The organism is Afipia clevelandensis ATCC 49720, assembly GCF_000336555.1.
Taxonomy (GTDB): domain Bacteria; phylum Pseudomonadota; class Alphaproteobacteria; order Rhizobiales; family Xanthobacteraceae; genus Afipia; species Afipia clevelandensis.
This window is the reverse complement of the sequence record NZ_KB375281.1, coordinates 1,549,136-1,570,999: the sequence shown is the minus strand read 5'-3', so window position 1 is coordinate 1,570,999 and position 21,864 is coordinate 1,549,136. Positions and strand designations below refer to the sequence as shown.

Annotated in this window: 18 protein-coding genes and 1 tRNA gene; 16 read left to right on the top strand and 3 right to left on the bottom strand. The window is 62.3% G+C overall.

Annotation, left to right across the window (positions count from 1 at the left end; genetic code table 11):
- Window positions 1-72 precede the first annotated feature (72 nt).
- Genes HMPREF9696_RS07300 through HMPREF9696_RS07290 form a run of 3 tightly spaced genes read left to right on the top strand, consistent with a single transcriptional unit; the run spans window position 73 to window position 2,400 of the window.
- Window positions 73-858 (top strand): SDR family NAD(P)-dependent oxidoreductase, encoded by a 786-nt coding sequence (locus HMPREF9696_RS07300; protein ID WP_002712332.1) that lies wholly within the window; start codon window positions 73-75, stop codon window positions 856-858.
- Between the two features lie 9 nt (window positions 859-867).
- Complete coding sequence (locus HMPREF9696_RS07295) at window positions 868-1,605, top strand: histidine phosphatase family protein (protein ID WP_002712331.1); 738 nt, start codon at window positions 868-870, stop codon at window positions 1,603-1,605.
- Window positions 1,606-1,632: 27 nt separating this feature from the next.
- Window positions 1,633-2,400, top strand: a complete 768-nt coding sequence (locus HMPREF9696_RS07290) for an SDR family NAD(P)-dependent oxidoreductase (RefSeq protein ID WP_002712330.1) — start codon at window positions 1,633-1,635, stop codon at window positions 2,398-2,400.
- Between the two features lie 149 nt (window positions 2,401-2,549).
- Here HMPREF9696_RS07290 and HMPREF9696_RS07285 read toward each other — a convergent pair whose 3' ends face one another.
- A complete protein-coding gene (locus HMPREF9696_RS07285; RefSeq protein ID WP_002712328.1) occupies window positions 2,550-3,767 on the bottom strand; it encodes a serine hydrolase domain-containing protein in 1,218 nt (405 codons plus the stop codon).
- Between the two features lie 168 nt (window positions 3,768-3,935).
- On the opposite strand from HMPREF9696_RS07285, the gene HMPREF9696_RS07280 reads away from it, so the two are divergent.
- The gene (locus HMPREF9696_RS07280; RefSeq protein ID WP_002712327.1) at window positions 3,936-4,361 is read left to right on the top strand and encodes a PaaI family thioesterase; all 426 of its coding nucleotides are present in this window, start codon (window positions 3,936-3,938) and stop codon (window positions 4,359-4,361) included.
- 61 nt (window positions 4,362-4,422) lie between these two features.
- Here the strand turns inward: HMPREF9696_RS07280 and HMPREF9696_RS07275 are convergent, their stop codons facing one another.
- Together HMPREF9696_RS07275 and HMPREF9696_RS07270 are read right to left on the bottom strand one after the other, a co-directional pair.
- Window positions 4,423-6,384: a methyl-accepting chemotaxis protein gene (locus tag HMPREF9696_RS07275; RefSeq protein ID WP_002712326.1), complete on the bottom strand. Its 1,962-nt coding sequence runs from the start codon at window positions 6,382-6,384 to the stop codon at window positions 4,423-4,425.
- Window positions 6,385-6,552: 168 nt separating this feature from the next.
- Window positions 6,553-8,220, bottom strand: a complete 1,668-nt coding sequence (locus HMPREF9696_RS07270; RefSeq protein WP_210161297.1) for a sensor histidine kinase — start codon at window positions 8,218-8,220, stop codon at window positions 6,553-6,555.
- A 231-nt stretch (window positions 8,221-8,451) separates the two neighbouring features.
- Between HMPREF9696_RS07270 and HMPREF9696_RS07265 the strand changes: the two genes are divergently transcribed.
- The 12 genes from HMPREF9696_RS07265 to rpoB all read left to right on the top strand — a co-directional run bounded on the left by HMPREF9696_RS07265 (window position 8,452) and on the right by rpoB (window position 21,846).
- Window positions 8,452-8,527 (top strand) — tRNA-Trp (locus HMPREF9696_RS07265).
- A 399-nt stretch (window positions 8,528-8,926) separates the two neighbouring features.
- Complete coding sequence (gene secE, locus HMPREF9696_RS07260) at window positions 8,927-9,121, top strand: preprotein translocase subunit SecE (protein WP_009736781.1); 195 nt, start codon at window positions 8,927-8,929, stop codon at window positions 9,119-9,121.
- Window positions 9,122-9,136: 15 nt separating this feature from the next.
- On the top strand, window positions 9,137-9,673 hold the full coding sequence (gene nusG, locus HMPREF9696_RS07255) for a transcription termination/antitermination protein NusG (protein WP_002712323.1): 537 nt from the start codon (window positions 9,137-9,139) through the stop codon (window positions 9,671-9,673).
- Between the two features lie 224 nt (window positions 9,674-9,897).
- Window positions 9,898-10,326, top strand: coding sequence for a 50S ribosomal protein L11 (gene rplK, locus HMPREF9696_RS07250; protein ID WP_002712322.1), 429 nt, complete (start codon window positions 9,898-9,900; stop codon window positions 10,324-10,326).
- Window positions 10,327-10,331: 5 nt separating this feature from the next.
- Window positions 10,332-11,024 carry a 50S ribosomal protein L1 gene (rplA, locus tag HMPREF9696_RS07245; protein WP_002712321.1) on the top strand — a complete coding sequence of 231 codons (693 nt, stop codon included), beginning with the start codon at window positions 10,332-10,334 and terminating at the stop codon, window positions 11,022-11,024.
- 209 nt (window positions 11,025-11,233) lie between these two features.
- Window positions 11,234-12,181: a 2-hydroxyacid dehydrogenase gene (locus tag HMPREF9696_RS07240; protein WP_002712320.1), complete on the top strand. Its 948-nt coding sequence runs from the start codon at window positions 11,234-11,236 to the stop codon at window positions 12,179-12,181.
- Between the two features lie 205 nt (window positions 12,182-12,386).
- A complete protein-coding gene (locus HMPREF9696_RS07235) occupies window positions 12,387-12,851 on the top strand; it encodes a (2Fe-2S)-binding protein (protein ID WP_002712319.1) in 465 nt (154 codons plus the stop codon).
- A gap of 3 nt (window positions 12,852-12,854) precedes the next feature.
- Window positions 12,855-15,044 (top strand): xanthine dehydrogenase family protein molybdopterin-binding subunit, encoded by a 2,190-nt coding sequence (locus tag HMPREF9696_RS07230; RefSeq protein ID WP_002712318.1) that lies wholly within the window; start codon window positions 12,855-12,857, stop codon window positions 15,042-15,044.
- A complete protein-coding gene (locus HMPREF9696_RS07225) occupies window positions 15,041-15,712 on the top strand; it encodes a hypothetical protein (RefSeq protein WP_002712317.1) in 672 nt (223 codons plus the stop codon). The genes HMPREF9696_RS07230 and HMPREF9696_RS07225 overlap by 4 nt, the downstream gene beginning before the upstream one ends.
- Window positions 15,713-16,322: 610 nt before the next feature.
- Entirely contained in the window at window positions 16,323-16,841 is a 519-nt protein-coding gene (gene rplJ, locus HMPREF9696_RS07220) for a 50S ribosomal protein L10 (protein WP_009736776.1), read from the top strand.
- 52 nt (window positions 16,842-16,893) lie between these two features.
- Window positions 16,894-17,274, top strand: coding sequence for a 50S ribosomal protein L7/L12 (gene rplL / locus HMPREF9696_RS07215; protein ID WP_002712315.1), 381 nt, complete (start codon window positions 16,894-16,896; stop codon window positions 17,272-17,274).
- Between the two features lie 441 nt (window positions 17,275-17,715).
- A complete protein-coding gene (gene rpoB, locus HMPREF9696_RS07210; RefSeq protein WP_002712314.1) occupies window positions 17,716-21,846 on the top strand; it encodes a DNA-directed RNA polymerase subunit beta in 4,131 nt (1,376 codons plus the stop codon).
- Window positions 21,847-21,864 lie beyond the last annotated feature (18 nt).

Genomic DNA, 21,864 nt, shown 5'->3' with positions numbered 1-21,864 from the left:
GCGCGACTGTTTCGACGTGGCGCGCTGCTTCGCGCGTCACTCAAATTCATCAAGAACAATCCGGAGAACGTCATGGGTCGCCTCGAGGGCAAGTCCGTCATCATCACCGGCGCAGGCAGCGGCATCGGCCGCGCGGCGTCGCTGCTGTTTACCAGGGAAGGCGCGAAGCTGATCGCCGTCGACAAGACCGAGGGCGTCAAGGAGACCGTTGAGCAAGTGCGCAAGGCCGGCGGCACCGCCGAAGCCGTGATCGCCGATGCGGGTCTTGAAGACGACGTGAAGGGCTTCATCGCCAAGGCGATCTCCGCTTATGGCAAGCTCGATTCAATCTGGGCCAATGCCGGCATCGGCGGCGGCCTCGTGCCGCTCGCGGATCAGACGCCGGAACACTGGCAGGAAGTCCTGCGCGTCAACCTGATCGGACCATTCCTCGCGGTGAAGCATTCGATCCCGCACATGGTGAAGCAAGGCCATGGCTCGATCGTCTGCACCGCATCGGTTGCGGGCCTCAAGGCCAATGCCAGCGGTCATCCTTATGCTGCGAGCAAGGCGGGCGTCATCAGCCTGGTGCAGACCACGGCTTACTCGCTCTCGGGCACCAACGTCCGCATCAACGCGGTATGCCCCGGCCTGATCGAGACCGGGATGACCAAGCCGATTTTCGACGGCGCGAAGGAGCGCGGCACGGAGAGCAAGATCGGCCAGCTCAATCCGCTCAAGCGTCCGGGCCAGCCGCACGAACTCGCGGCGATGGGCCTGTTCCTCGCGAGCGACGAAGCGTCCTATGTCAACGGACAGGCATTCCCGGTCGATGGCGGTCTCACCGCGTCGATGCCGTATGCCGGCAAGCCGATCTGAGGCAACGCGATGTCGAGTGCTCCCGCCAAGCCGTTTGTCGCGCAACACGCTGTCCCGGCTGGGGTGACCTCCACGCGCTGGTGGTGGGTGCGCCATGCGCCGGTGCGCGAGGACGGCGGCAACATCTACGGGCAGTACGATATCGGCTGCGATTGCAGCGACACCATTGTCTTTGAGGGTGTCGCAAAATTCCTGCCCCGCGATGCGCTCTGGTTTTCCAGCAATCTGAAGCGCACGCACCAGACCGCAGCGGCGATCTGGGCGGCGGGCTTTCCGAAGCCGGACCAGATGTTTCAGGACAAGGCCTTCGCCGAGCAGGATCTCGGCGAATGGCAGGGCATGAACCGCGCCGCGTTCTTCGCCGCGCGTCCGGCCTCCATCGCGAGTTACTGGTTTGCGCCCGCGCATGAGCGCGCGCCGGGCGGCGAGAGTTTCAACGATCTGTCCAACCGTACCGTGGCTGCGATCCAGCGCATCAACACCGAGCATTCAGGCCGGGATATTGTCTGTGTCTCGCATGGCGGACCGATCAAGGCGGCGATTGCGCATGCGCTCGGCCTCGAGGCGGGCGCAGGCTTTGCCTTCACCATCGACAACTGCTCGGTGACGCGGCTCGATTTTCTGACGAGCGACAGCCACAGCGGCTGGCGCGTGCCGATGATCAACCAGCAGCCATGGATCGCCAGCCACGCGCATGATGCCATGCATCAGCCCGCGGGGCCGGAAGTCACCAACAAGCTCGGATAACAAACACAGATCGCAGGAGAGAAGCGCATGACCTTGTTCGACATGACCGGAAAGAATGCCGTCATCACCGGCTCCACCAAGGGCATCGGCCGCGCCATCGCGGAGCGCATGGTGGAGCATGGCGCACGGGTTGTGATTTCGTCGCGCAAGCAGGACCAGTGCGATGCGGTGGCGAAGGAAATCAACGACAAGTACGGCAAGGGCAAAGCTATCGCGGTTGCCGCGAACATTTCCAGCAAGGAAAACCTGCAGAACCTGGTCGATGAAGCCAACAAGGCGTTCGGCAAGATCGACGTGCTGGTCTGCAATGCAGCGTCGAATCCTTACTACGGGCCGCTCGCGGGAATCTCCGACGACCAGTTCAGCAAGATCCTCGGCAACAACATCGTCGCCAACAACTGGCTGATCAGCATGGTCGTGCCGCAAATGATCGAGCGCAAGGACGGCTCCATCATCATCGTCTCATCGATCGGCGGCCTGAAGGGCTCGACCATCCTCGGCGCCTACGCAATCTCGAAAGCGGCCGACATGCAGCTCGCGCGCAATCTCGCCTGCGAATACGGCCCGCACAATGTCCGCGTGAACTGCATCGCGCCCGGCCTGATCAAGACCGATTTCGCCAAGGCGCTGTGGGACAATCCGGACAACCTGAAGGCCTCGACCGCGCGCTCACCATTGCTGCGCATCGGCATTCCGGATGAAATCGCAGGCGCTGCGGTGTTCATGGGGTCGGCGGCCGGCAACTTCATGACCGGCCAGACCGTCGTGATCGACGGCGGCGCGACGATTAGCTGATCCTGAAGCGGGGCAGCGTCCCGTCAAACAGCGAGATGGTCATGGCCGGACTTGTTCCGGCCATCCACGTCTTGATGATCTTGACGACAAAAGACGTGGATCACCGGGACAAGCCCGGTGATGACATCGTGTGTGTTGCGAAAGCCTGCTTATTCTACTGCGGCGTAGACGAGGCTGCGCACCAGCGTGCGGAAGTATTCGCGCTGGCCGGGGCCCTGTGAGAGGAACACCGCAAACAGGTCTTCCTTCGGGTCGATCCAGAAGAACGTGCCCGCCATGCCGCTCCAGAAATACTGGCCGACGGAGCCGGCGAACGGCGCCATTCCCTCATCGGTGCGCACAGCGAAGCCGAGACCGAAGCCATGGCCGGGCGGCAGAAGATGCGTTTCGACCTTGACGTGCGGCGCAAGGTGGTTCGACGCCATGAAGGTCAGCGTCTTGCGGCCGATCACGCGGTTGCCGTCCAGCGCGCCGCCGTTCAGCAGCATCTGGCAGAAGCGGGCATAGTCCATTGCGGTGGACACCAGTCCGCCGCCGCCCGATTCCATCTTCGGAATTTCCAGCGGATCGAACAGCATCACCTTGTCGCCGGTCCAGGGATCGGTCGCGAACGGCTGCGCGATGCGCGACTTGTTGTCCTGCGCGGTGTGGAAGGCGGTTTCGTTCATCTGCAGCGGAGCCAGAATGCGCTCGCTCAGGAACGCACTGAGCGGCTTGCCGGACACGACCTCGATCACACGGCCCAGAATGTCGGTGGAGCGGCTGTAGTTCCACTCCGCGCCGGGCTGGCACATCAGCGGCAGGCTCGCGATCAGCTTGGCATGTTCCTCGTTGGTGATGTCGCGGCGGAACGGCTTCGCCTTGATGTACATCCGCTGCACCATGCCGTTGCCGGTGATCTCGTATGAGATGCCGGACGTGTGGCGCAGCAGGTCCTGGATCGTGATCGGCCGCACCGGCAGGGCGAACTCCAGCGCGCCGTTGCGCTCGACACCGACTTTCTGGCCGGCGAATTCCGGAATGTATTTGGAGAGCGGGTCGTTCAGCAGGATGTGCCCGTCCTCGACCAGTGTCATGATGCCGAGCGACACCAGCGGCTTGGTCATCGAGAAAATGCGGAAGATGCTGTCTTTTGCCATCGCCGCGCTTCCGGCAGGATCCTGCTTGCCCTGCGCCTCGAACCAGCCGATCTGGCCGCGCCGCGCCACCATCGACACCACGCCGGGCGTGGTGCCCTTGTCGATTTCGCGCTGGAATGCATCGCGCATCGCCTGAAGACGAACCGATGACAGGCCGATGGCCTCCGGCTTGGCGGAGGGAAGGGCGGGTGTCGCTTTCGCGGCGCTTGGGGTGGCGTGAACGTTCATGTTGCCTCCGGCTTTTTCTTGTTTCGCATCAGTGCCGGACATGGTTGAACCGGCAGCGTCGCGCGGCAGATTGATACAAAAATCTGCGATTGAACAGGGCGGCGGACGCAATACCGCCCGGCATGGACGGGAGCCGGGGGTGGTAAGGACAGTGAGGCAGGCGACTTTATGACCGATGCAGGCGCCAGAAAGCTGGCGAAAGACGGCTGGACGATTGTCGAGGACGACGGGTTTCTCAATCTGGTCGGGCCGCTCTGGCACCGTCCGAATGATGCGACCGGCGAATATGCCATTGCCGCGCAGCCCAAGCACAAGAACCGGCGCGGCTTCGTGCAGGGCGGACTGCTGATGACGCTGGCGGACCGCTCGCTCGGCATGGCCGCGCGTCAGGGCAGCGGCGCCAGCGCCGTGGTAACGATCCAGATGGATACCCATTTCATCGACGCTGCGAAGATCGGCGAGTTGTTGATCTCGACCCCGCGCATAGTGCGCAGCACCCGCACGCTGATCTTCCTTAATACCGAACTCACGGCGGATGGCCGCTGTGTCGTGATGGCGAGCGGCGTGTTCAAGATCATGAAGGGCGCGGGTTAATCCGCCCAAACAAAAAAGCCGCCCTGGAGGGCGGCTTTTCACTTTTGCTTGGAATGTTGGCTTACGCCGCGCGCACTTCGCGCAGGAAGGCATCGACCTGTGCTTTCAGCGTTTCGCCGTTAAGCGACAATTCGGCGGCCGACGAAACCACCTGATCCGCGGCAACGCCGGTTTCGCGGGCGGCATCGCGGACGCCGACGATGTTCGCCGAAACTTCTCCGGTGCCCTTGGCTGCCTGCGACACATTATGTGCGATCTCGCGGGTTGCCGCGCCTTGCTCCTCGACGGCGGACGCAATGGCGCTCGCGATCTCGTTGACCTTGCTGATGGTGCGTGTGATGCCGTCGATGGCTTCGACCGAGGTCCGGGTCGCGGACTGGATCGAGCCGACCTGTGCGGAGATTTCGTCGGTCGCCTTCGAGGTCTGGCTGGCCAGCGCCTTCACTTCCGATGCGACCACTGCAAACCCGCGTCCGGCTTCGCCCGCGCGCGCGGCTTCGATGGTGGCGTTGAGCGCGAGCAGGTTGGTCTGCTCGGCGATCTCGCTGATCAGCTTGACCACGTCGCCGATCTTCTGGGCGGCCATGGCCAGTCCCTGAACCTCGGCGTTGGTGTCATTGGCCTGCTTGGCGGCGTGACCGGCGACCTGCGCCGATTCGTTCACCTGCTGGGCGATCTCGCTGATCGAGGCGTTCAGCTCTTCAATCGCGGCGGCGACAGCCTGCGCGTTTGCAGAGGCTTCTTCCGAGGCTTCCGCAACCGTCGCGGTCTGCTGTGTGGCTTCCTCCGCGGTGCGGGCCATGTTTTCGGCGGTGCTGCGCAGTTCGGTCGATGCCGCACCCACTGCATTGACGATTCCGCCGACGCCGGATTCAAATCGCTCGGCAAGGGCGAGCACGGCATTGCGGCGCTCGGTTTCCGATGCGATGCGCTGATCTTCCTGCGCGGCGCGCAGACGGCCGGTCTCGATCAGGCTGTCCTTGAACACTTCCACCGCACCGGCCATCGAGCCGATCTCGTCGCGACGGTCCGCACCCGGCACAACGACGTCATGCTGGCCCGAGGTGATCGCGCGCATGGCGGCCTGAAGCGCCACGATCGGGCGCGCGAGGCCGCGCCCCACCCAGGCGGCGATCAGGGTGGCGGTCAGTCGGGGGGCTGCCGCGCCCGCGGCAAGCCACATGGCGGAATTGGCGGCGAGCGCCTCATAGTCTTTCGTGTTGCGGATGATTTCGACCACCGCGACAGGCTGGCCGGAGAAGTTCTTGAGCGGGCCGAAGGTGGTCGCGGTCGGCTCGCCGTTAAGCGATTTTGTCAGGAAGATGGATTCGCCGGCCAGCGCCCGCTTCAGCGTCGCAGGCGAGACGGTTGCATCCTTCACGGTCGATGCGAGGGTCAGGATCTTGTCGCCGTTGATCTGATGGATGGCGACGTCGACGCCGAACCGCGCCTTCATCGAATTCACGAAGGTGGTGCCAAAGGGCGCGCCGACGTCGACGGTGCCGAGCAGGGTGTCGCCGTCCATGACCGGGGTGGCGCCGAAGATGTTGAGAACGTCGCGTCCGGCCTCGACGCCGCCGATCGGTTTCTTGGTGGCGAAGGACTGCACGATCATCTTGCGCCGCGCGGTCACGTCATCGCCGAAGGCTTTCGGATTGTGGACGCGGGCGAGGGCCGTTCCCGGCGGTATCTGGATGGTGATCAACTCGATACCGAGCGGCTTGATGTCCTTCAGGGTCTTGTCGAGCAGCGCGATGATTCCGGCGCGGTCCTGTGCGCGGATCAGGGGCTTGAGCTCCGAAATGTTCGCAACGCTGTTGGCCACGGCCTGAACGGCGCGGGTGTCGGAATCCATTGCGCCGATCATGTTGGCGTAATCGGACTCCAGTTCGCGGTGAAGGGCGAGGTCGATCGCGGTGTTCTGCCGCCAGAGGCCGAAGGCGGCCAAACCGGCGCAGGAGGCTGCGGCCACCAGCGAAATTGCGATCATTATCCGGGCTGAAACCGACCAGAGCTTGCGCATCATGTCTCCAAGAAATCCTGAGGAAATTTGTCCGCTGCAACGTAGGAACTTTGAATCAACATCGGGTTAAGGCGGCGCGGAATCGTGCGAAGTTGCGCGGCCTTCGTGTTGTTCGCCAGACAAACATCAATGTGTGCCGCTTCGGCAGGCGGAAGCGGTGATCAGCCGTCAGTCCCTCGGCTCGAAAGCGGGGGCGACCATGCTGAGATGGAAGACCAATCCGGATGGCGGATAGCGGAACGTGCAGTCGCCGCCGAGTTGCCGGCTCAGATTCGCAATCAGCCGGGTGCCGAAACCATCCTCCTCCGGCGGCGTGACAGGTGGTCCGCCGCTTTCGCTCCAGATCAGGCTGACAACCGTCCCCGCATCTCCGGGCTGCGCGGTCCAGCCGATGGTGACGCGTCCGTCGTCATTGGACAGCGCGCCGTACTTCATCGCGTTGGTGCACAGTTCATGCAGGACCATCGCCATCGGCACTGCGGTGGTCGGCGGCAGATCGACCGGCGGTCCCGAGATCGCGAAACGGTGTCCGCGCTCCTCCTGCAGCGGCGCGATGGCCGCTTCAGCGATTTCCGACAACTGCGCGTGCTGCCAGTTCTTGCGGGTCAGGAGATCGTGTCCACGCACCAGCGCCTGCAGCCGCTCGTGAAACTGGCGCAGCGCCTCCGGTCCCTGGCTGTGGCGAAAGCTCAGGGACGCGATCGACTGCACGGTGGCGAGGGTGTTCTTCACCCGGTGCGCGAGTTCGTGGACGAGGATTTCGCGCCGCTCCTCGGCCGTCGCGCGTTGCTCCTCGCGCATCGCGTTCTCGTCCATCAGCCGGTCGAAGGTCTGGCCGAGGACGCCGATTTCATCGCTACGGCCCACAATGCCGGTGCGCGCGGCGTCATGACCGCGCCGCCAGGCTTCCGCGGTCGCCACCATGCGCATCAAGGGGCGGCGGATGATGCTCTCGCCGACCAGCCAGGCCAGAAGAAATGCAATGGCGCTTCCAAGCGCGAACAGCGCGATGCTGTTGCGCACCGCGCGGTCGATCGGGGCGAGGGCTTCGCTGCGAGAGATGCCGCTGCTGACATAAAGCCCGAAGGGCGTCATGGAAGCGGGGACGTAGCCGATGATGCGTTGAACGCCATCGACGCCGGTTATCTCCGCGCTGCCGGGCTGCGATCCGCCGATCCGCCCCAGGCTCTCGTCGAGTTTCCTGCCGACGAATTTCTCGCGGTCCGGCTCACGAGACACCACAATGCCGTTGCGGTCCGCGATCAGGACGGCGCCGCCGCTTTGCACGCCGCGCTGCTGCAATTGCTGCCCGAGCCATTCGACGTTCAGACCGGCAACAATCGCGCCTTCGACTTTTCCATCGCGGATGATCGGCAGCGCCATCGGGATGACATTGCGGTCCGAGACCTTGCTGGCGATGAAAGTCCCGATCGCGAATTTCTTGCTGTCGATAGCTTCGCGAAAGTAGTCGCGGTCCGCCAGATTGGGCGAGGCGAGACTCGGCTCGCTGAAGCATCGGATGTTGCCGTCCAGACCGACGACCAGAAGCGAGGTCAGCGGCGCGATGCTGGGACGCACGCGGACGACATAATCCGTGCAGGCGGTGCTGTTGAGACGGCTGACTTCATCTGTCTCCGCGACGGCGCGCATCGCGGCCTGAATGCCGTCGAAAATCTGGTCCACTTCGGAGACGACGACTTCGGCGTTGCGGAGCGCTTGCGCGCGCGCCTCGGCATATCGGGTGTTGCGCAGATCGAAAGCGCCGTAGCTAACAGCCGCAAGACCGGGCAGGGAGGCAACAAGAGTGAGCGCCAGTAGCCGGTGGGTCAGCGACAAACGGCGTATGGCATTGCGAAGCGGCAAACCGTCTGTTTCCCCACCGGTTGAGCTTTTCTTGAATGTACGCGGCACGCCTTGATGCGGCAATCGCCGCAAACCGGGTTCCATAGCCGCTTTGGACAACGGCGCACGGAGAAGAATCGGCAAATTGTCCGAAGGGAAATTGGCGAGAAATCGTCGGAAGGGGACGTGACGGACTGAAAATGGTCCGCTATAGAGGCGCCATACAGGGGTGTAGCTCAGTTGGTAGAGCATCGGTCTCCAAAACCGAGGGTCGCAGGTTCGAGTCCTGCCGCCCCTGCCAGTCAGATACCGTCCCGATCACTTCCCTTAAGCCTGATCTGCCCGCGCCGCTCATTCGGTGGCCGCAATTGACAGCATGACCGTGCGGGCTTCGACAGCGGCGAAGTGGCTGTTTTTACCCATGTTCCGGGCTTCCGGTGGCCCGGTTTTCACGGCTCGGTCCGCTGCCGGTGCCTTGACCTTCGGCCCGTCACACAGTAGATAACGGCACCTGCTGTCGGCCCGTTCAACGGATATCCGGCGCGGCACTGAAAATCCCCGGACAATCGAGCCCGCTTGGCGGCTCATCCTTCTCAAGAGGGTTGGGCGCAATAAACATTGGCGTGCGAGGACTGTCCGGATTCCAGAAATGATTGATCGCGTCCGGGCGTTCCCGGACTCAAGGATGCGGACCCCGACGATGGCTTTCAGCCCGTTCAAATTCCTGCAGGAAGTGCGCACGGAGACCGCGAAGGTCACCTGGCCGACCCGCCGCGAGACCACGATCACCACGATCATGGTGTTCATCATGGTCGCGGTGTCCTCGGTGTTTTTCTTTGTCGCCGACCAGATCCTTCGCCTTCTGGTGACGTTTATTCTCGGCATTCAGGCCTGAGCGCGGAACTGAAACATGAGCATGCGCTGGTACATCGTTCACGCCTATTCCAATTTCGAGAAGAAGGTCGCTGAATCCATTCGCGAGCAGGCCAAGCAGCGCGGACTGGAAGACCTGTTCGAGCAGGTGCTGGTTCCGACCGAGAAGGTCACGGAAGTGCGCCGTGGCCGCAAGATCGATGCCGAGCGCAAGTTCTTCCCGGGCTACGTGCTGGTGAAGATGAACCTCACCGACGAGGCCTTCCATCTCATCAAGAACACGCCGAAGGTCACCGGCTTCCTCGGCGCGGAAAACAAGCCGATGCCGATTTCGGAAGCCGAGGCGATGCGCATCCTGCATCAGGTGCAGGAAGGTGTGGAGCGCCCGAAGGCGTCGGTGTCGTTCGAGATCGGCGAGAACGTGCGCGTGGCCGATGGCCCGTTCGCCTCGTTCTCCGGTGTGGTCGAGGAAATCGACGAGGCGCGCTCGCGCGTGAAGGTCGCGGTGTCGATCTTCGGACGTGCGACGCCGGTCGAACTGGAATTCGGTCAGGTCGAGAAAGTCGGCGCCTGATTTGTTTTACCTCTCCCCGCATGCGGGGAGAGGTCGACCGCGTAGCGGTCGGGTGAGGGGCTTCTTGATTGAGTTGCCCCTCACCCCGACCCTCTCCCCATAAAAATGGGGAGAGGGAGAAGAAGACCCGTGGGAGGAGACAGCCGGTCGCCAGCCGCCTGTCGAACCGAACCACGGTCCTTAGGAAGGCCCGGAATGGTCCGGACCGTTTGAAGGAGTAAAGCATGGCAAAGAAAGTGACCGGATACCTGAAACTTCAGGTGCCGGCCGGTGCGGCGAATCCGTCGCCACCGATCGGCCCCGCGCTTGGTCAGCGCGGCCTCAACATCATGGAATTCTGCAAGGCGTTCAACGCGCAGACGCAGAAGGAAGAAAAGAACACCCCGATCCCGGTGGTCATCACCATTTATGCGGACCGGTCGTTCACCTTTGAAATGAAGACCCCGCCGATGTCCTACTTCCTCAAGCAGGCGGCGAAGATCCAGTCCGGCTCGAAAGCTCCGGGCCGCGACGTCGCAGGCAAGGTGACCAAGGCGCAGGTGCGCGAGATCGCCGAGAAGAAGATGAAGGATCTCAATTGCGATACCGTCGAAGCGGCCATGAAGATGGTCGAGGGCTCTGCCCGTTCGATGGGTCTCCAGGTGGCGGGGTAACGATCATGGCTGTTGGCAAGAAACTTGCGAAGGCCCGTGAGGGAATCGACCGCGAGCACCTCTACAAGCTCGACGAAGCCATCAAGATGGTGAAGGAACGCGCCTCGGCGAAGTTCGACGAAACCATCGAGATCGCCATCAACCTCGGCGTCGATCCGCGTCACGCCGACCAGATGGTCCGTGGCGTTGTCACTCTGCCGAACGGCACCGGCCGCACCCTGCGCGTCGGCGTGTTTGCACGGGGCGCCAAGGCTGAGGAAGCCAAGGCTGCGGGTGCTGACGTTGTCGGCGCTGAAGACCTCGTCGAGAAGGTGCAGGGCGGCAACATCGACTTCGATCGTTGTATCGCTACTCCGGACATGATGCCGCTGGTCGGCCGTCTCGGTAAGGTGCTCGGCCCGCGTGGCATGATGCCGAACCCGAAGATCGGCACCGTCACAATGGACGTCGCCAATGCGGTCAAGGGCGCCAAGGGCGGCTCGGTCGAGTTCCGCGTCGAGAAGGCCGGCATCGTGCAGGCCGGTATCGGCAAGGCCTCGTTCTCGGAAGAGAAGCTGATCCAGAACGTCAAGGCGCTCGCGGATGCCGTCGTCAAGGCAAAGCCCGCCGGCTCCAAGGGCACCTACGTCCAGCGCGTTGCGGTCTCCTCGACGATGGGTCCGGGCGTGAAGGTCGAGCCGGGTAGCCTGACCTCCTGATCGCGGTTTGATGTGAATGTTTGAAAGGCGGAGCGATGAAAGTCGCTCCGCCTTTTTGTTGGAGGGCCCATGTCTCATCGTCATGCCCGGCCTTGTGCCGGGCATCCACGTCTTCCCTTCTGGAAATATCCAATTAAGACGTGGATGGCCGGGGTGTCATGACGACGCCCTTCGCGCTTTTGCCCGGCCATGACGCAAGTGGAAATGCAATGTCCCATCAAGTCCTGATCTACTCCCGGTTTCCCAAGGCGCAGATGCTTCGCATCGGCGAGCGCTACGATCTGCTCGACGGCAAGGGCAAGCCGCCGATCGAGACCTTCAGCGCCGAGCAGCTCAAGCCGATCCGCGCCATGATTACGGCGGGCGGACAGGCAATCCCGCCGGCGGTGCTGGACTCGCTGCCATCGCTGGGCGCGATCATCTGCTACGGCACGGGCTATGACGGGGTGGATTTCGCCGAGACGAAAAAGCGCAACATTGCTGTCGGTCACTCACCCGCGGCCAATGCAGCCTCCGTTGCCGATCTTGCGGTGACGCTGATGCTGGCGACAACCCGGCGCCTGTTGCCCGCCGATGATTATGTGCGCAGCGGCGGATGGTCCGGCGCGCAGCCGTCGCCGTCGATGCGGCCGGGTCCAGGCATGACCGGGCGCAAGGTCGGCGTCTACGGCATGGGCGAAATCGGCCGCAAGATCGCGGCGCGCTGCGCGGCGTTCGAGACCGACGTCGCATATTACAGCCGCAGTAGGCACGATGTGCCTTACGCCTACTATCCGTCGCTCGAGGCCTTGGCCGAGTGGGCTGACATCCTGATGGTGGCGGTGCGTGCGGGTGCGGACACCCAACACGCCGTCAATGCCGATATCCTGAAGAAGCTCGGTCCGCACGGGACTGTGGTGAATATCTCGCGCGGCTCGGTGATCGACCAGAATGCATTGGTTGCAGCCCTTAAAAGCAACGCCATCGCGGGCGCGGGTCTCGATGTTTACGAAAAAGAGCCGCATGCGCCGGATGCACTGACGAAATTGCCGAATGTCGTGCTGACGCCGCACATCGGCGGTCATACCATCGAGTCGCATATCGCGATGCAGGACTGCGTGATGGCGAATCTCGATGCCTTTTTTGCAGGCAAACCGCTCCGCTATCCGGTGGGGTGAAGGCCGGAGGAAAATAAAACTGTCATCATTCGCGTCGGGAATGCTGACTTATATGGGAAGCCGAAACGCAAATTGCGAGGCTTCGTTCCGCGCGCGGCAAAAAATATTCAGCGCTGCGGCGCACATTAGTTTGATTGCTGATTAGAACGAGTCGAATGTAGTCTGCCGCCTTCTGACGTCATCGGAAATCAGAAGGAATGCGGCCATGGCGGCCTTTACGCTAAAGATCAACGGCGGCGAACATCGTGTGGATGTCGACCCGCAAACTCCTCTTCTCTGGGCGATCCGCGACGGCGCGGGATTGATGGGCACCAAGTACGGCTGCGGCGTCGCGCAATGCGGCGCATGCACGGTGCATGTGGACGGGCAGCCGATGCGTTCATGCTCGCTGCCTGTATCCGCTGTCGGCGCCAGCGAGATCACCACCATCGAAGGCATCAAGGGACGCGAGGCGCAGGCCGTGCAGAAGGCGTGGGTCGCGCTCGACGTGCCGCAATGCGGTTACTGCCAGTCCGGGCAGGTGATGAGCGCGACATCGCTGCTCACGCTCAATCCCAAGCCGACCGATGAGGACATCGACCTTGCGATGAACGGCAACATTTGCCGTTGCGCAACGTATGTCCGCATCCGCGCCGCGATTCACGACGCGGCCAAGTCGCTGGAGGGTTGAGCCATGAATGTTCATGTCACGGACGAAATCAAAAAGGCGTCGAGCCTTTCGCGCCGCTCGCTGCTGAAGGCAGGTGCGGGTCTCGCAATCGGTGTCTATATCGCCAGAGGCGGCAAGGCTTTCGCGCAGGCGCCAGCCGCCGCGCCGCCGAATATCACTCCGAACACATTTCTGATTATCAAGCCCGATAACACCGTGACGGTGCTGTGCAAGCACATCGAGTTCGGACAGGGGCCTTTCACCGGCATGGCCACGCTGGTCGCTGAAGAGCTCGATGCGGACTGGTCGCAGATGCGCGCCGATCATGCGCCGTCGAATCCCGTGCTCTACAAGAATCTGTTGTTCGGCGTTCAAGGCACCGGCGGATCGACCGCCATCGCCAATTCCTACATCCAGATGCGTCAGGTTGGCGCCGCTGCGCGCGAGATGCTGGTGGCCGCTGCAGCCAAGGAATGGAACGTGCCTGCCGCCGAGATCACCGTCGAGAACGGCGTGATCAAGCATGCGTCGGGCAAGCAGGGCCGCTTCGGCGAATTCGCCGAAAAAGCGAACCAGATGCCGGTGCCGGCCAATCCGAAGCTGAAGGACCCGTCGCAGTTCAAATTCATCGGCAAGGAAGGCGTGGTGAAGCGCCTCGACAGTGCCGAGAAAACAAACGGTACGGCTGAATACACGCTCGATATCAACGAGCCTGACATGCTGACGGTGGTCATCGCGCGTGCTCCGCAGTTCGGTGCGACGGTGGCCTCGTTCGATGCGACGGCGGCGAAAGCTGTGCCGGGGGTTGTCGATGTGAAGCAGGTGCCGACGGGCGTCGCCGTCTACGCCAAGGGCTTCTGGCCCGCGAAGACCGCGCGCGATCTCCTCAAGATCACATGGGATGACAGCAAGGCCGAGAAGCGCGGCACACAGGAACTGTTGACCGAATTCCGCACCCTGTCGAAAACGCCGGGCAAGACGGTGAAGGCGGAAGGCGATTTTGAAGCCGAAGTTTCAAAGGCGGGCAGCCGGTTGATCGAATTGGAGTTCGCGTTTCCCTACCTGGCCCATGCGGCGATGGAGCCGCTGAACGCTTTCATCCACTGGAAGGGCGATACGGTTACGTCACGCTACGGCAGCCAGTTTCCGACGCCGGATCACGCGACCATTGCGAAGATTCTCGGCGTGCCGATGGAGAAGGTCTCGCTCAAGACCATTCTTGCCGGCGGCAGCTTCGGCAGGCGTGCGCAGCAGACCGTGCATGTCGCCGCTGAACTTGCGGAGGTCGCCAAAGCCATGGGTCCCGGCAAGCCGATCAAGCTGGTCTGGACCCGCGAAGACGACATGCGCGGCGGATATTATCGTCCGTTCAGCATCCATCGTATGCGCGGCGTGGTACGCGACGGGAAAATCCAGGCGTGGAGCGATACCATCGTCGGCCAGTCGATCATGAAGGGATCGCCGTTCGAGGCGATGACCTTCAAGGACGGGCTGGATTCGACCGCATATGAAGGCTCGAACGAAATCCCCTATGACGTCGCCAACTTCAAATGCGACCTGCATCAGGTTGATGTCGGCGTGCCGGTGTTGTGGTGGCGTTCGGTGGGACATACCCATACGGGTTATGCTGTCGAAGCTTTCGTCGATGAGTTGCTCGAGGCCGCAGGCAAGGATCCCGTCGAGGGCCGCCTTGAGATGATGAGCAAGAAGCCGCGCCATGCCGGCGTGCTGCGTGCGGTCGCAGAGCTCGCGGACTGGAAGAATGCGAAGCTGGAGCTAGGGCGCGCGCGCGGCGTCGCGGTGGTTGAGAGCTTCAATACCTTCGTCGCGCAGATCGTCGAATTGTCGATGGGCGACGAAGGCCCGAAAGTGCACAAGGTGTGGTGCGCGGTGGACTGCGGTGTTGCGGTCAATCCGGACATCATCCGCGCGCAGATGGAGGGCGGCATCGGCTTCGGTCTCGGCCACATTCTCTATGCAGATGTTCCGATGGAAGGCGGGCGCGTGGTGCCGGGCAACTTCGATGCCTATCGCTCGCTGCGCATCAACGAGATGCCCGCGATTGAAGTCACCATCGTCAAGTCGAGCGAGAAGCCGACCGGCGTCGGCGAGCCGGGCGTGCCGCCGATCGGGCCAGCGGTTGCCAATGCGATGGCGAAGCTCGGTCAGACCCGTCCGCGGCAGTTGCCGATTGTCCCGGGAGCATCGGCATGAAGGTGATCAGGCAAGGAGTACTGGCGCTCGGCGCGGGCGCCTTCGCGGTGACGTTGCTGGCCTTCGCCGGTCCCGCATTTCGCGGCAAGGCGGATGCGGCGATGGAGCCCCCGGTCAATCCGGTCAAGCTGAAGCCGGCATCTAGCTTCGCGGATATCAAGAATCCGAACGAGCGCGCGGTGGCGCTGTTCGAGGAAGCCGGCAAGGTGATCATGTCGCCGCGCTGCATGAACTGTCATCCTGCGACGGAGCATCCGACGCAAACGGACAAGATGAGACCGCATCGGCCGCTGGTGGTGCGGGGCGAGGGCGGCATGGGCGCGGCGGCGGGGCTGGCCTGCAACACCTGTCACCATGAAGCCAACTTCGATCCTGCCAATGTGCCGGGTCACCCGCAGTGGCACCTCGCGCCGCTGGAGATGGCATGGCAGGGCAAGTCGCTTGGCCAGATCTGCGAGCAGATCAAGGACCCGAAGCGCAACGACGGCAAGGACATGCCTGCGCTGATAAAGCATATGGCGGAAGACACGCTGGTCGGCTGGGCCTGGTCGCCGGGCGGCAATCGGACCCCGGCGCCGGGGACGCAGAAGGAATTTGGCGACCTCATCAAGGCTTGGGCCGCTGCAGGGGCGGCGTGTCCGAAAATAGTAAGCAACACAAGGGGTTGAAGCTGATCCCGCCTGCCGCTATGCTTTGATTGTGCCTCACGCATAGGCAGGCGGGCGGCTTCTGGCCCGAAAAATGCTTATGGAACCCAGAATCCCCTTGGCAACGCGATCCTGACCCGTTAAACAATCCTTTCCGGGCGTGCTGGCTCTTGCTGGCGCGTCCGTGCTCGTTTTCCGAAAATCGAACCAATAGGAGACCATTCCTCGTCGCTCATTCCGCATGGATTGTTCAGAGGAACGGAAACCTTTGTTTTGTTTGACAAAAATGGGCCGGGGCGCTCTGAGGCCAAAAGCCAAAGAAGCTCCATCCTGTCCAAGACTGCAGGTGCCTTGCCGCTCTTTATGAACGGCTTCGCTTAATCTCCTGCACAGACGGGTGAAAACCGGATTTCGTGACCCACCCCGATTCGGCGGTGGCTGCGGATTTGGTTCGAACCTCGACACCTCGTTCCGGTGTGCCGCAAGGCAGGCCAGGGCGAGAGGGCAGGCTTCCGAAATGTCGTCGTGCCCGACGTGTTGAGAGATGACTATCTCGAGGCTAGCGGGCAGGACGATCGGTGCAACCCGGCGGTTCTGTCTCAAGCGGACCGCCAACCGGAAAGAGCTTGCTGTGGAACGAGCGGCAAAAAAAGAGGCGGTCGAAACGCTGAACGGGGTCTTCAAGGCCACGGGCGTCGCGGTCGTTGCTCATTATTCCGGCCTGACCGTTGCCCAGATGCAGACTCTGCGGATGCAGATGAAGCAGGCTGGCGCCTCGGTGAAGGTCTCGAAGAACCGTCTCGCCAAAATTGCTCTTGAAGGCACGGATGTTGTTTCCATCGGCTCCCTCCTGAAGGGACCGACCGTGATCGCGACTTCTAACGATCCGGTAGCAGCACCGAAGGTTGCCATCGAGTTCGCCAAGACGAACGAGAAGTTCGTCATCCTTGGCGGCGCGATGGGGACCACTGTCCTGAATCCCGACGCTGTGAAGGCGCTTGCCTCGCTGCCGTCGCTTGATGAACTGCGCGGCAAGATTGTCGGCCTCCTTGTGGCTCCGGCAACCAAGATCGCCCAGCTCTCCACCGCGCCTGCTGCGAAGCTGGCCCGCGTGGTTCAGGCCTATGCCTCTAAGGGTGAAGCGGCGTGACGCCATTCTCCATCTCAACTGGTTCGAACTGATACGCTGAAGGAAAGTTAAAATGGCTGATTTGCAAAAGATCGTGGACGACCTCTCGAGCCTCACGGTTCTCGAGGCTGCTGAACTGGCGAAGCTTCTCGAAGAGAAGTGGGGCGTTTCGGCTGCTGCCGCTGTTGCGGTTGCTGCTGCTCCGGGCGCTGGTGGCGGTGCCGCCGCTGCTGCTGAAGAAAAGACCGACTTCACCGTCGTTCTGGCTGCGGCTGGCGACAAGAAGATCGAAGTCATCAAGGAAGTCCGCGCCATCACCGGCCTGGGCCTCAAGGAAGCCAAGGACCTCGTCGAAGGCGCGCCGAAGCCCCTCAAGGAAGGCGTTGCCAAGGACGAAGCCGAGAAGATCAAGGCCCAGCTCGAGAAGGCTGGCGCAAAGGTCGAACTCAAGTAAGTCGATACGTCTGGCCGGTCCCTCGGGGCCGGCCGGACACGTTAATGTGTGTCGGTTCGTCGATTGACCCCCTCGAATCGCCGCGATTGCCGCCTATATGGGCGGAGGCACGAAAGGACGGATCGCCCTTTGAAACCCGGAACGGGTTCAAGGCGGGACGTCGGGAGACGAGATATTTCGGGCTTTAACAGGCCGTAGAGTTTGTTCTGACGGGCAGGGCGCCACCAGCGCCCCGCGCGTCATTTTGCGTCTTGAGATTCGGAGCGGGATTGTCCCGGCGCCCTGAGGCTCGGATGCGGTGAGACCTGGCAGTCTGCCTTTCTTAGCAGGTTGTCCGGGCGATTTGAAATTCAACCCGGGGGCGATGCCCGTCGCGACCCGGAAGATGCCGCCAGCGGACCCATGTTGGGAAAGCTTGGGCGGCGAAAATGAGAGGCCACGATGGCGCAGTCGCAGCAAACTTTCACTGGTCGCAAACGAGTTCGCAAGTTCTTCGGACATATCAAGGAAGTCGCCGAGATGCCGAACCTCATCGAGGTTCAGAAGGCGTCCTATGACCAGTTCCTGATGGTCGACGAACCTGCCGGCGGGCGCCTCGATGAAGGCCTGCAGGCCGTGTTCCGCTCGGTGTTCCCGATCAACGATTTCTCGGGCACCTCGCAGCTCGAATTCGTCCGCTACGAATTTGAACAGCCGAAGTACGACGTCGATGAGTGCCGCCAGCGCGGCATGACCTTCGCTGCGCCGCTCAAGGTGACGCTGCGCCTGATCGTGTTCGATATCGACGAAGAAACCGGCGCGAAGTCCGTCAAGGACATCAAGGAGCAGGACGTCTACATGGGCGACATCCCGCTCATGACGATGAACGGCACCTTCGTGGTCAACGGCACCGAGCGCGTGATCGTGTCGCAGATGCACCGTTCGCCGGGCGTGTTCTTCGATCACGACAAGGGCAAGACCCATTCGTCGGGCAAGCTGCTGTTCGCAGCCCGCGTGATTCCGTATCGCGGTTCGTGGCTCGATATCGAGTTCGACGCCAAGGACATCGTGTTCGCGCGTATCGACCGCCGCCGCAAGATTCCGGTGACGTCGCTGATGTTCGCCCTCGGTCTCGACGGCGAGGAAATCCTGTCGACCTTCTACAAGAAGATTCAGTACAAGCGGATCAAGGATGGCTGGCGCGTGCCGTTCGTCGCCGACCGTTTCCGCGGTTATTCGACGATTAATGATCTGATCGACGCCGATAGCGGCAAGGTTGTGCTCGAAGCCGGCAAGAAACTGACCGTGCGCACCGCGCGGCAGCTTCAGGAAAAGGGCCTCAAGGCGCTCCGCTTCTCCGACGAGGAACTCGTCGGCAGCTATCTTGCGGAAGATCTCGTGAACCCGAAGACCGGCGAAATCCACGCCGAAGCGGGCGAGGAAATCACCGAGAAGCTGCTGAAGGCGCTGAACGAGCAGGGCTATAAGGAACTGCCGATCCTCGACATCGACCATGTCAACATCGGCCCTTACATCCGCAACACGCTCTCGGCCGACAAGAACATGACGCGTGAAGACGCTCTGTTCGATATCTACCGCGTGATGCGTCCGGGTGAGCCGCCGACGCTCGATTCCGCGCAGGCCATGTTCCAGTCGCTGTTCTTCGACGCGGAACGTTATGACCTGTCGGCTGTCGGCCGCGTGAAGATGAACATGCGTCTCGAACTCGACGCGCCGGACACCATGCGCACGCTGCGCAAGGAAGACATCCTGGCCGTCATCAAGACGCTGGTCGATCTGCGCGACGGCAAGGGCGAAATCGACGACATCGACCATCTCGGCAATCGCCGTGTGCGTTCGGTCGGTGAGCTGATGGAGAACCAGTACCGCATCGGTCTGCTCCGCATGGAGCGCGCGATCAAGGAGCGCATGTCGAGCGTCGATATCGACACCGTCATGCCGCAGGACCTGATCAACGCGAAGCCTGCTGCTGCCGCCGTGCGCGAATTCTTCGGCTCGTCGCAGCTCTCGCAGTTCATGGACCAGACCAACCCGCTGTCGGAAATCACCCACAAGCGCCGTCTCTCGGCGCTTGGACCGGGCGGCCTGACCCGCGAGCGCGCCGGCTTTGAAGTCCGCGACGTGCATCCGACGCACTATGGCCGTATCTGCCCGATCGAGACGCCGGAAGGCCCGAACATCGGTCTGATCAATTCGCTCGCGACCTTCGCGCGCGTGAACAAGTACGGCTTCGTCGAAACGCCTTATCGCAAGGTGAAGGACGGCCGCGTCACCGATGACGTGGTCTATCTCTCCGCGATGGAGGAGGGCCGTCACTACGTCGCGCAGGCCAACGTGCCGCTCGACAACAAGGGTCGTTTCACCGACGACCTCGTGATCTGCCGTCACGCCGGCGAAGTTCTGCAGTTGTCGCCGGACAAGGTCGACTACATGGACGTGTCGCCGAAGCAGCTCGTTTCGGTCGCTGCGGCCCTGATCCCGTTCCTCGAGAACGACGACGCCAACCGCGCGCTGATGGGCTCGAACATGCAGCGTCAGGCCGTGCCTCTGGTGCGCGCCGAAGCGCCGTTCGTCGGCACTGGCATGGAAGGCGTCGTGGCGCGCGACTCGGGCGCTGCGATCGCGGCCCGCCGCACCGGCGTGATCGACCAGATCGACGCGACCCGTATCGTCATCCGCGCGACGGAAGATCTCGATCCGACCAAGTCGGGCGTCGATATCTACCGCCTGATGAAGTACCAGCGTTCGAACCAGTCGACCTGCATCAACCAGCGTCCGCTGGTGAAGGTGGGCGATCAGGTGCGCAAGGGCGACATCATCGCCGACGGTCCGTCGACCGATCTCGGCGAACTCGCGCTCGGCCGCAACGTGCTCGTCGCGTTCATGCCGTGGAACGGCTACAACTTTGAAGATTCGATCCTGCTCTCCGAGCGGATCGTGAAGGACGACGTCTTCACCTCGATCCACATCGAGGAATTCGAAGTCATGGCCCGCGACACCAAGCTCGGCCCTGAGGAAATCACGCGCGACATTCCGAACGTCTCGGAAGAAGCGCTGAAGAACCTCGACGAAGCCGGCATCGTGTACATCGGCGCTGAAGTCCGCGCCGGCGACATCCTCTGCGGCAAGATCACCCCGAAGGGCGAAAGCCCGATGACGCCGGAAGAAAAGCTCCTGCGCGCCATCTTCGGTGAAAAGGCCTCCGACGTTCGCGACACCAGCTTGCGCGTTCCTCCGGGCGTGCAGGGCACGATCGTGGAAGTCCGCGTGTTCAACCGCCACGGCGTCGACAAGGACGAGCGTGCGCTGGCGATCGAGCGGGAAGAGATCGAGCGTCTGGCCAAGGACCGCGACGACGAACAGGCAATCCTCGACCGTAACGTCTACGGCCGTCTGGCTGACCTGCTTGAAAACCGTCAGGGCATTGCCGGCCCGAAGGGCTTCAAGAAGGACACCAAGATCACCCGTGCGGTGCTCGAGGAGTATCCGAAGTCGCAGTGGTGGCAGTTCGCCTCGCCGAACGACAAGCTGATGGCTGAAATCGAAGCCATGCATAAGCAGTACGACGAATCGAAGAAGGGCCTTGAACAGCGCTTCCTCGACAAGGTCGAAAAGCTGCAGCGTGGTGACGAATTGCCTCCGGGCGTGATGAAGATGGTCAAGGTCTTCGTCGCGGTGAAGCGCAAGATTCAGCCGGGCGACAAGATGGCCGGCCGTCACGGCAACAAGGGCGTGGTGTCGAAGATCGTTCCGATCGAAGACATGCCGTTCCTCGAGGACGGCACCCATGCGGACATCGTGCTGAACCCGCTGGGCGTGCCTTCGCGCATGAACGTCGGCCAGATTCTCGAAACGCATCTCGGCTGGGCCTGCGCAGGCCTCGGCAAGCGGATCGGGCAGGCGGTCGATGCGTACTACGGTCACGGCAAGTCGGACATCAAGCCGCTGAAGTCCACGCTGAAGGAAGTCTACGGCGATGACGAGGTCATCAAGACGCTGAACGACCAGGAGCTGATGGAGCTCGGCCGCAACCTGCGCGCCGGCGTTCCGATCGCAACTCCGGTGTTCGACGGCGCCAAGGAAGCCGATATCGAGCAGATGCTGGAGCTGGCCGGACAGAATAAGTCGGGTCAGTCGACGGTGTACGACGGACGGACCGGCGATCAGTTCGATCGCAACGTGACGGTGGGCTACATCTACATGCTCAAGCTGCACCATCTCGTGGACGACAAGATCCACGCGCGCTCGATCGGCCCGTACTCGCTCGTCACCCAGCAGCCGCTGGGCGGCAAGGCGCAGTTCGGCGGACAGCGTTTCGGCGAAATGGAAGTGTGGGCGCTCGAGGCTTATGGCGCGGCGTACACCCTCCAGGAAATGCTGACCGTGAAGTCGGACGACGTGGCCGGCCGTACCAAGGTGTACGAGGCCATCGTGCGCGGCGACGACACGTTCGAAGCGGGTATTCCGGAGTCGTTCAACGTGCTGGTCAAGGAAATGCGCTCGCTCGGCCTCAACGTCGACCTGCACAATTCCAAGATGGGCCCGGCGCCGACGTCCGAAGCGGCCGAATAATCAGGATTTCATGCCCGG

What these genes read in the sequence shown, in the direction of transcription:
- HMPREF9696_RS07285 (WP_002712328.1), bottom strand. Translation starts at nt 3,767, where the DNA reads ATGAACGTTCACGCCACCCCAAGCGCCGCGAAAGCGACACCCGCCCTT.
- HMPREF9696_RS07300 (WP_002712332.1), top strand. Translation starts at nt 73, where the DNA reads ATGGGTCGCCTCGAGGGCAAGTCCGTCATCATCACCGGCGCAGGCAGC.
- nusG (WP_002712323.1), top strand. Translation starts at nt 9,137, where the DNA reads ATGAGCATGCGCTGGTACATCGTTCACGCCTATTCCAATTTCGAGAAG.
- HMPREF9696_RS07295 (WP_002712331.1), top strand. Translation starts at nt 868, where the DNA reads ATGTCGAGTGCTCCCGCCAAGCCGTTTGTCGCGCAACACGCTGTCCCG.
- HMPREF9696_RS07235 (WP_002712319.1), top strand. Translation starts at nt 12,387, where the DNA reads ATGGCGGCCTTTACGCTAAAGATCAACGGCGGCGAACATCGTGTGGAT.
- rplL (WP_002712315.1), top strand. Translation starts at nt 16,894, where the DNA reads ATGGCTGATTTGCAAAAGATCGTGGACGACCTCTCGAGCCTCACGGTT.
- rplA (WP_002712321.1), top strand. Translation starts at nt 10,332, where the DNA reads ATGGCTGTTGGCAAGAAACTTGCGAAGGCCCGTGAGGGAATCGACCGC.
- HMPREF9696_RS07240 (WP_002712320.1), top strand. Translation starts at nt 11,234, where the DNA reads ATGTCCCATCAAGTCCTGATCTACTCCCGGTTTCCCAAGGCGCAGATG.
- secE (WP_009736781.1), top strand. Translation starts at nt 8,927, where the DNA reads ATGGCTTTCAGCCCGTTCAAATTCCTGCAGGAAGTGCGCACGGAGACC.
- HMPREF9696_RS07280 (WP_002712327.1), top strand. Translation starts at nt 3,936, where the DNA reads ATGACCGATGCAGGCGCCAGAAAGCTGGCGAAAGACGGCTGGACGATT.
- HMPREF9696_RS07230 (WP_002712318.1), top strand. Translation starts at nt 12,855, where the DNA reads ATGAATGTTCATGTCACGGACGAAATCAAAAAGGCGTCGAGCCTTTCG.
- HMPREF9696_RS07225 (WP_002712317.1), top strand. Translation starts at nt 15,041, where the DNA reads ATGAAGGTGATCAGGCAAGGAGTACTGGCGCTCGGCGCGGGCGCCTTC.
- HMPREF9696_RS07290 (WP_002712330.1), top strand. Translation starts at nt 1,633, where the DNA reads ATGACCTTGTTCGACATGACCGGAAAGAATGCCGTCATCACCGGCTCC.
- rplK (WP_002712322.1), top strand. Translation starts at nt 9,898, where the DNA reads ATGGCAAAGAAAGTGACCGGATACCTGAAACTTCAGGTGCCGGCCGGT.
- rpoB (WP_002712314.1), top strand. Translation starts at nt 17,716, where the DNA reads ATGGCGCAGTCGCAGCAAACTTTCACTGGTCGCAAACGAGTTCGCAAG.
- HMPREF9696_RS07275 (WP_002712326.1), bottom strand. Translation starts at nt 6,384, where the DNA reads ATGCGCAAGCTCTGGTCGGTTTCAGCCCGGATAATGATCGCAATTTCG.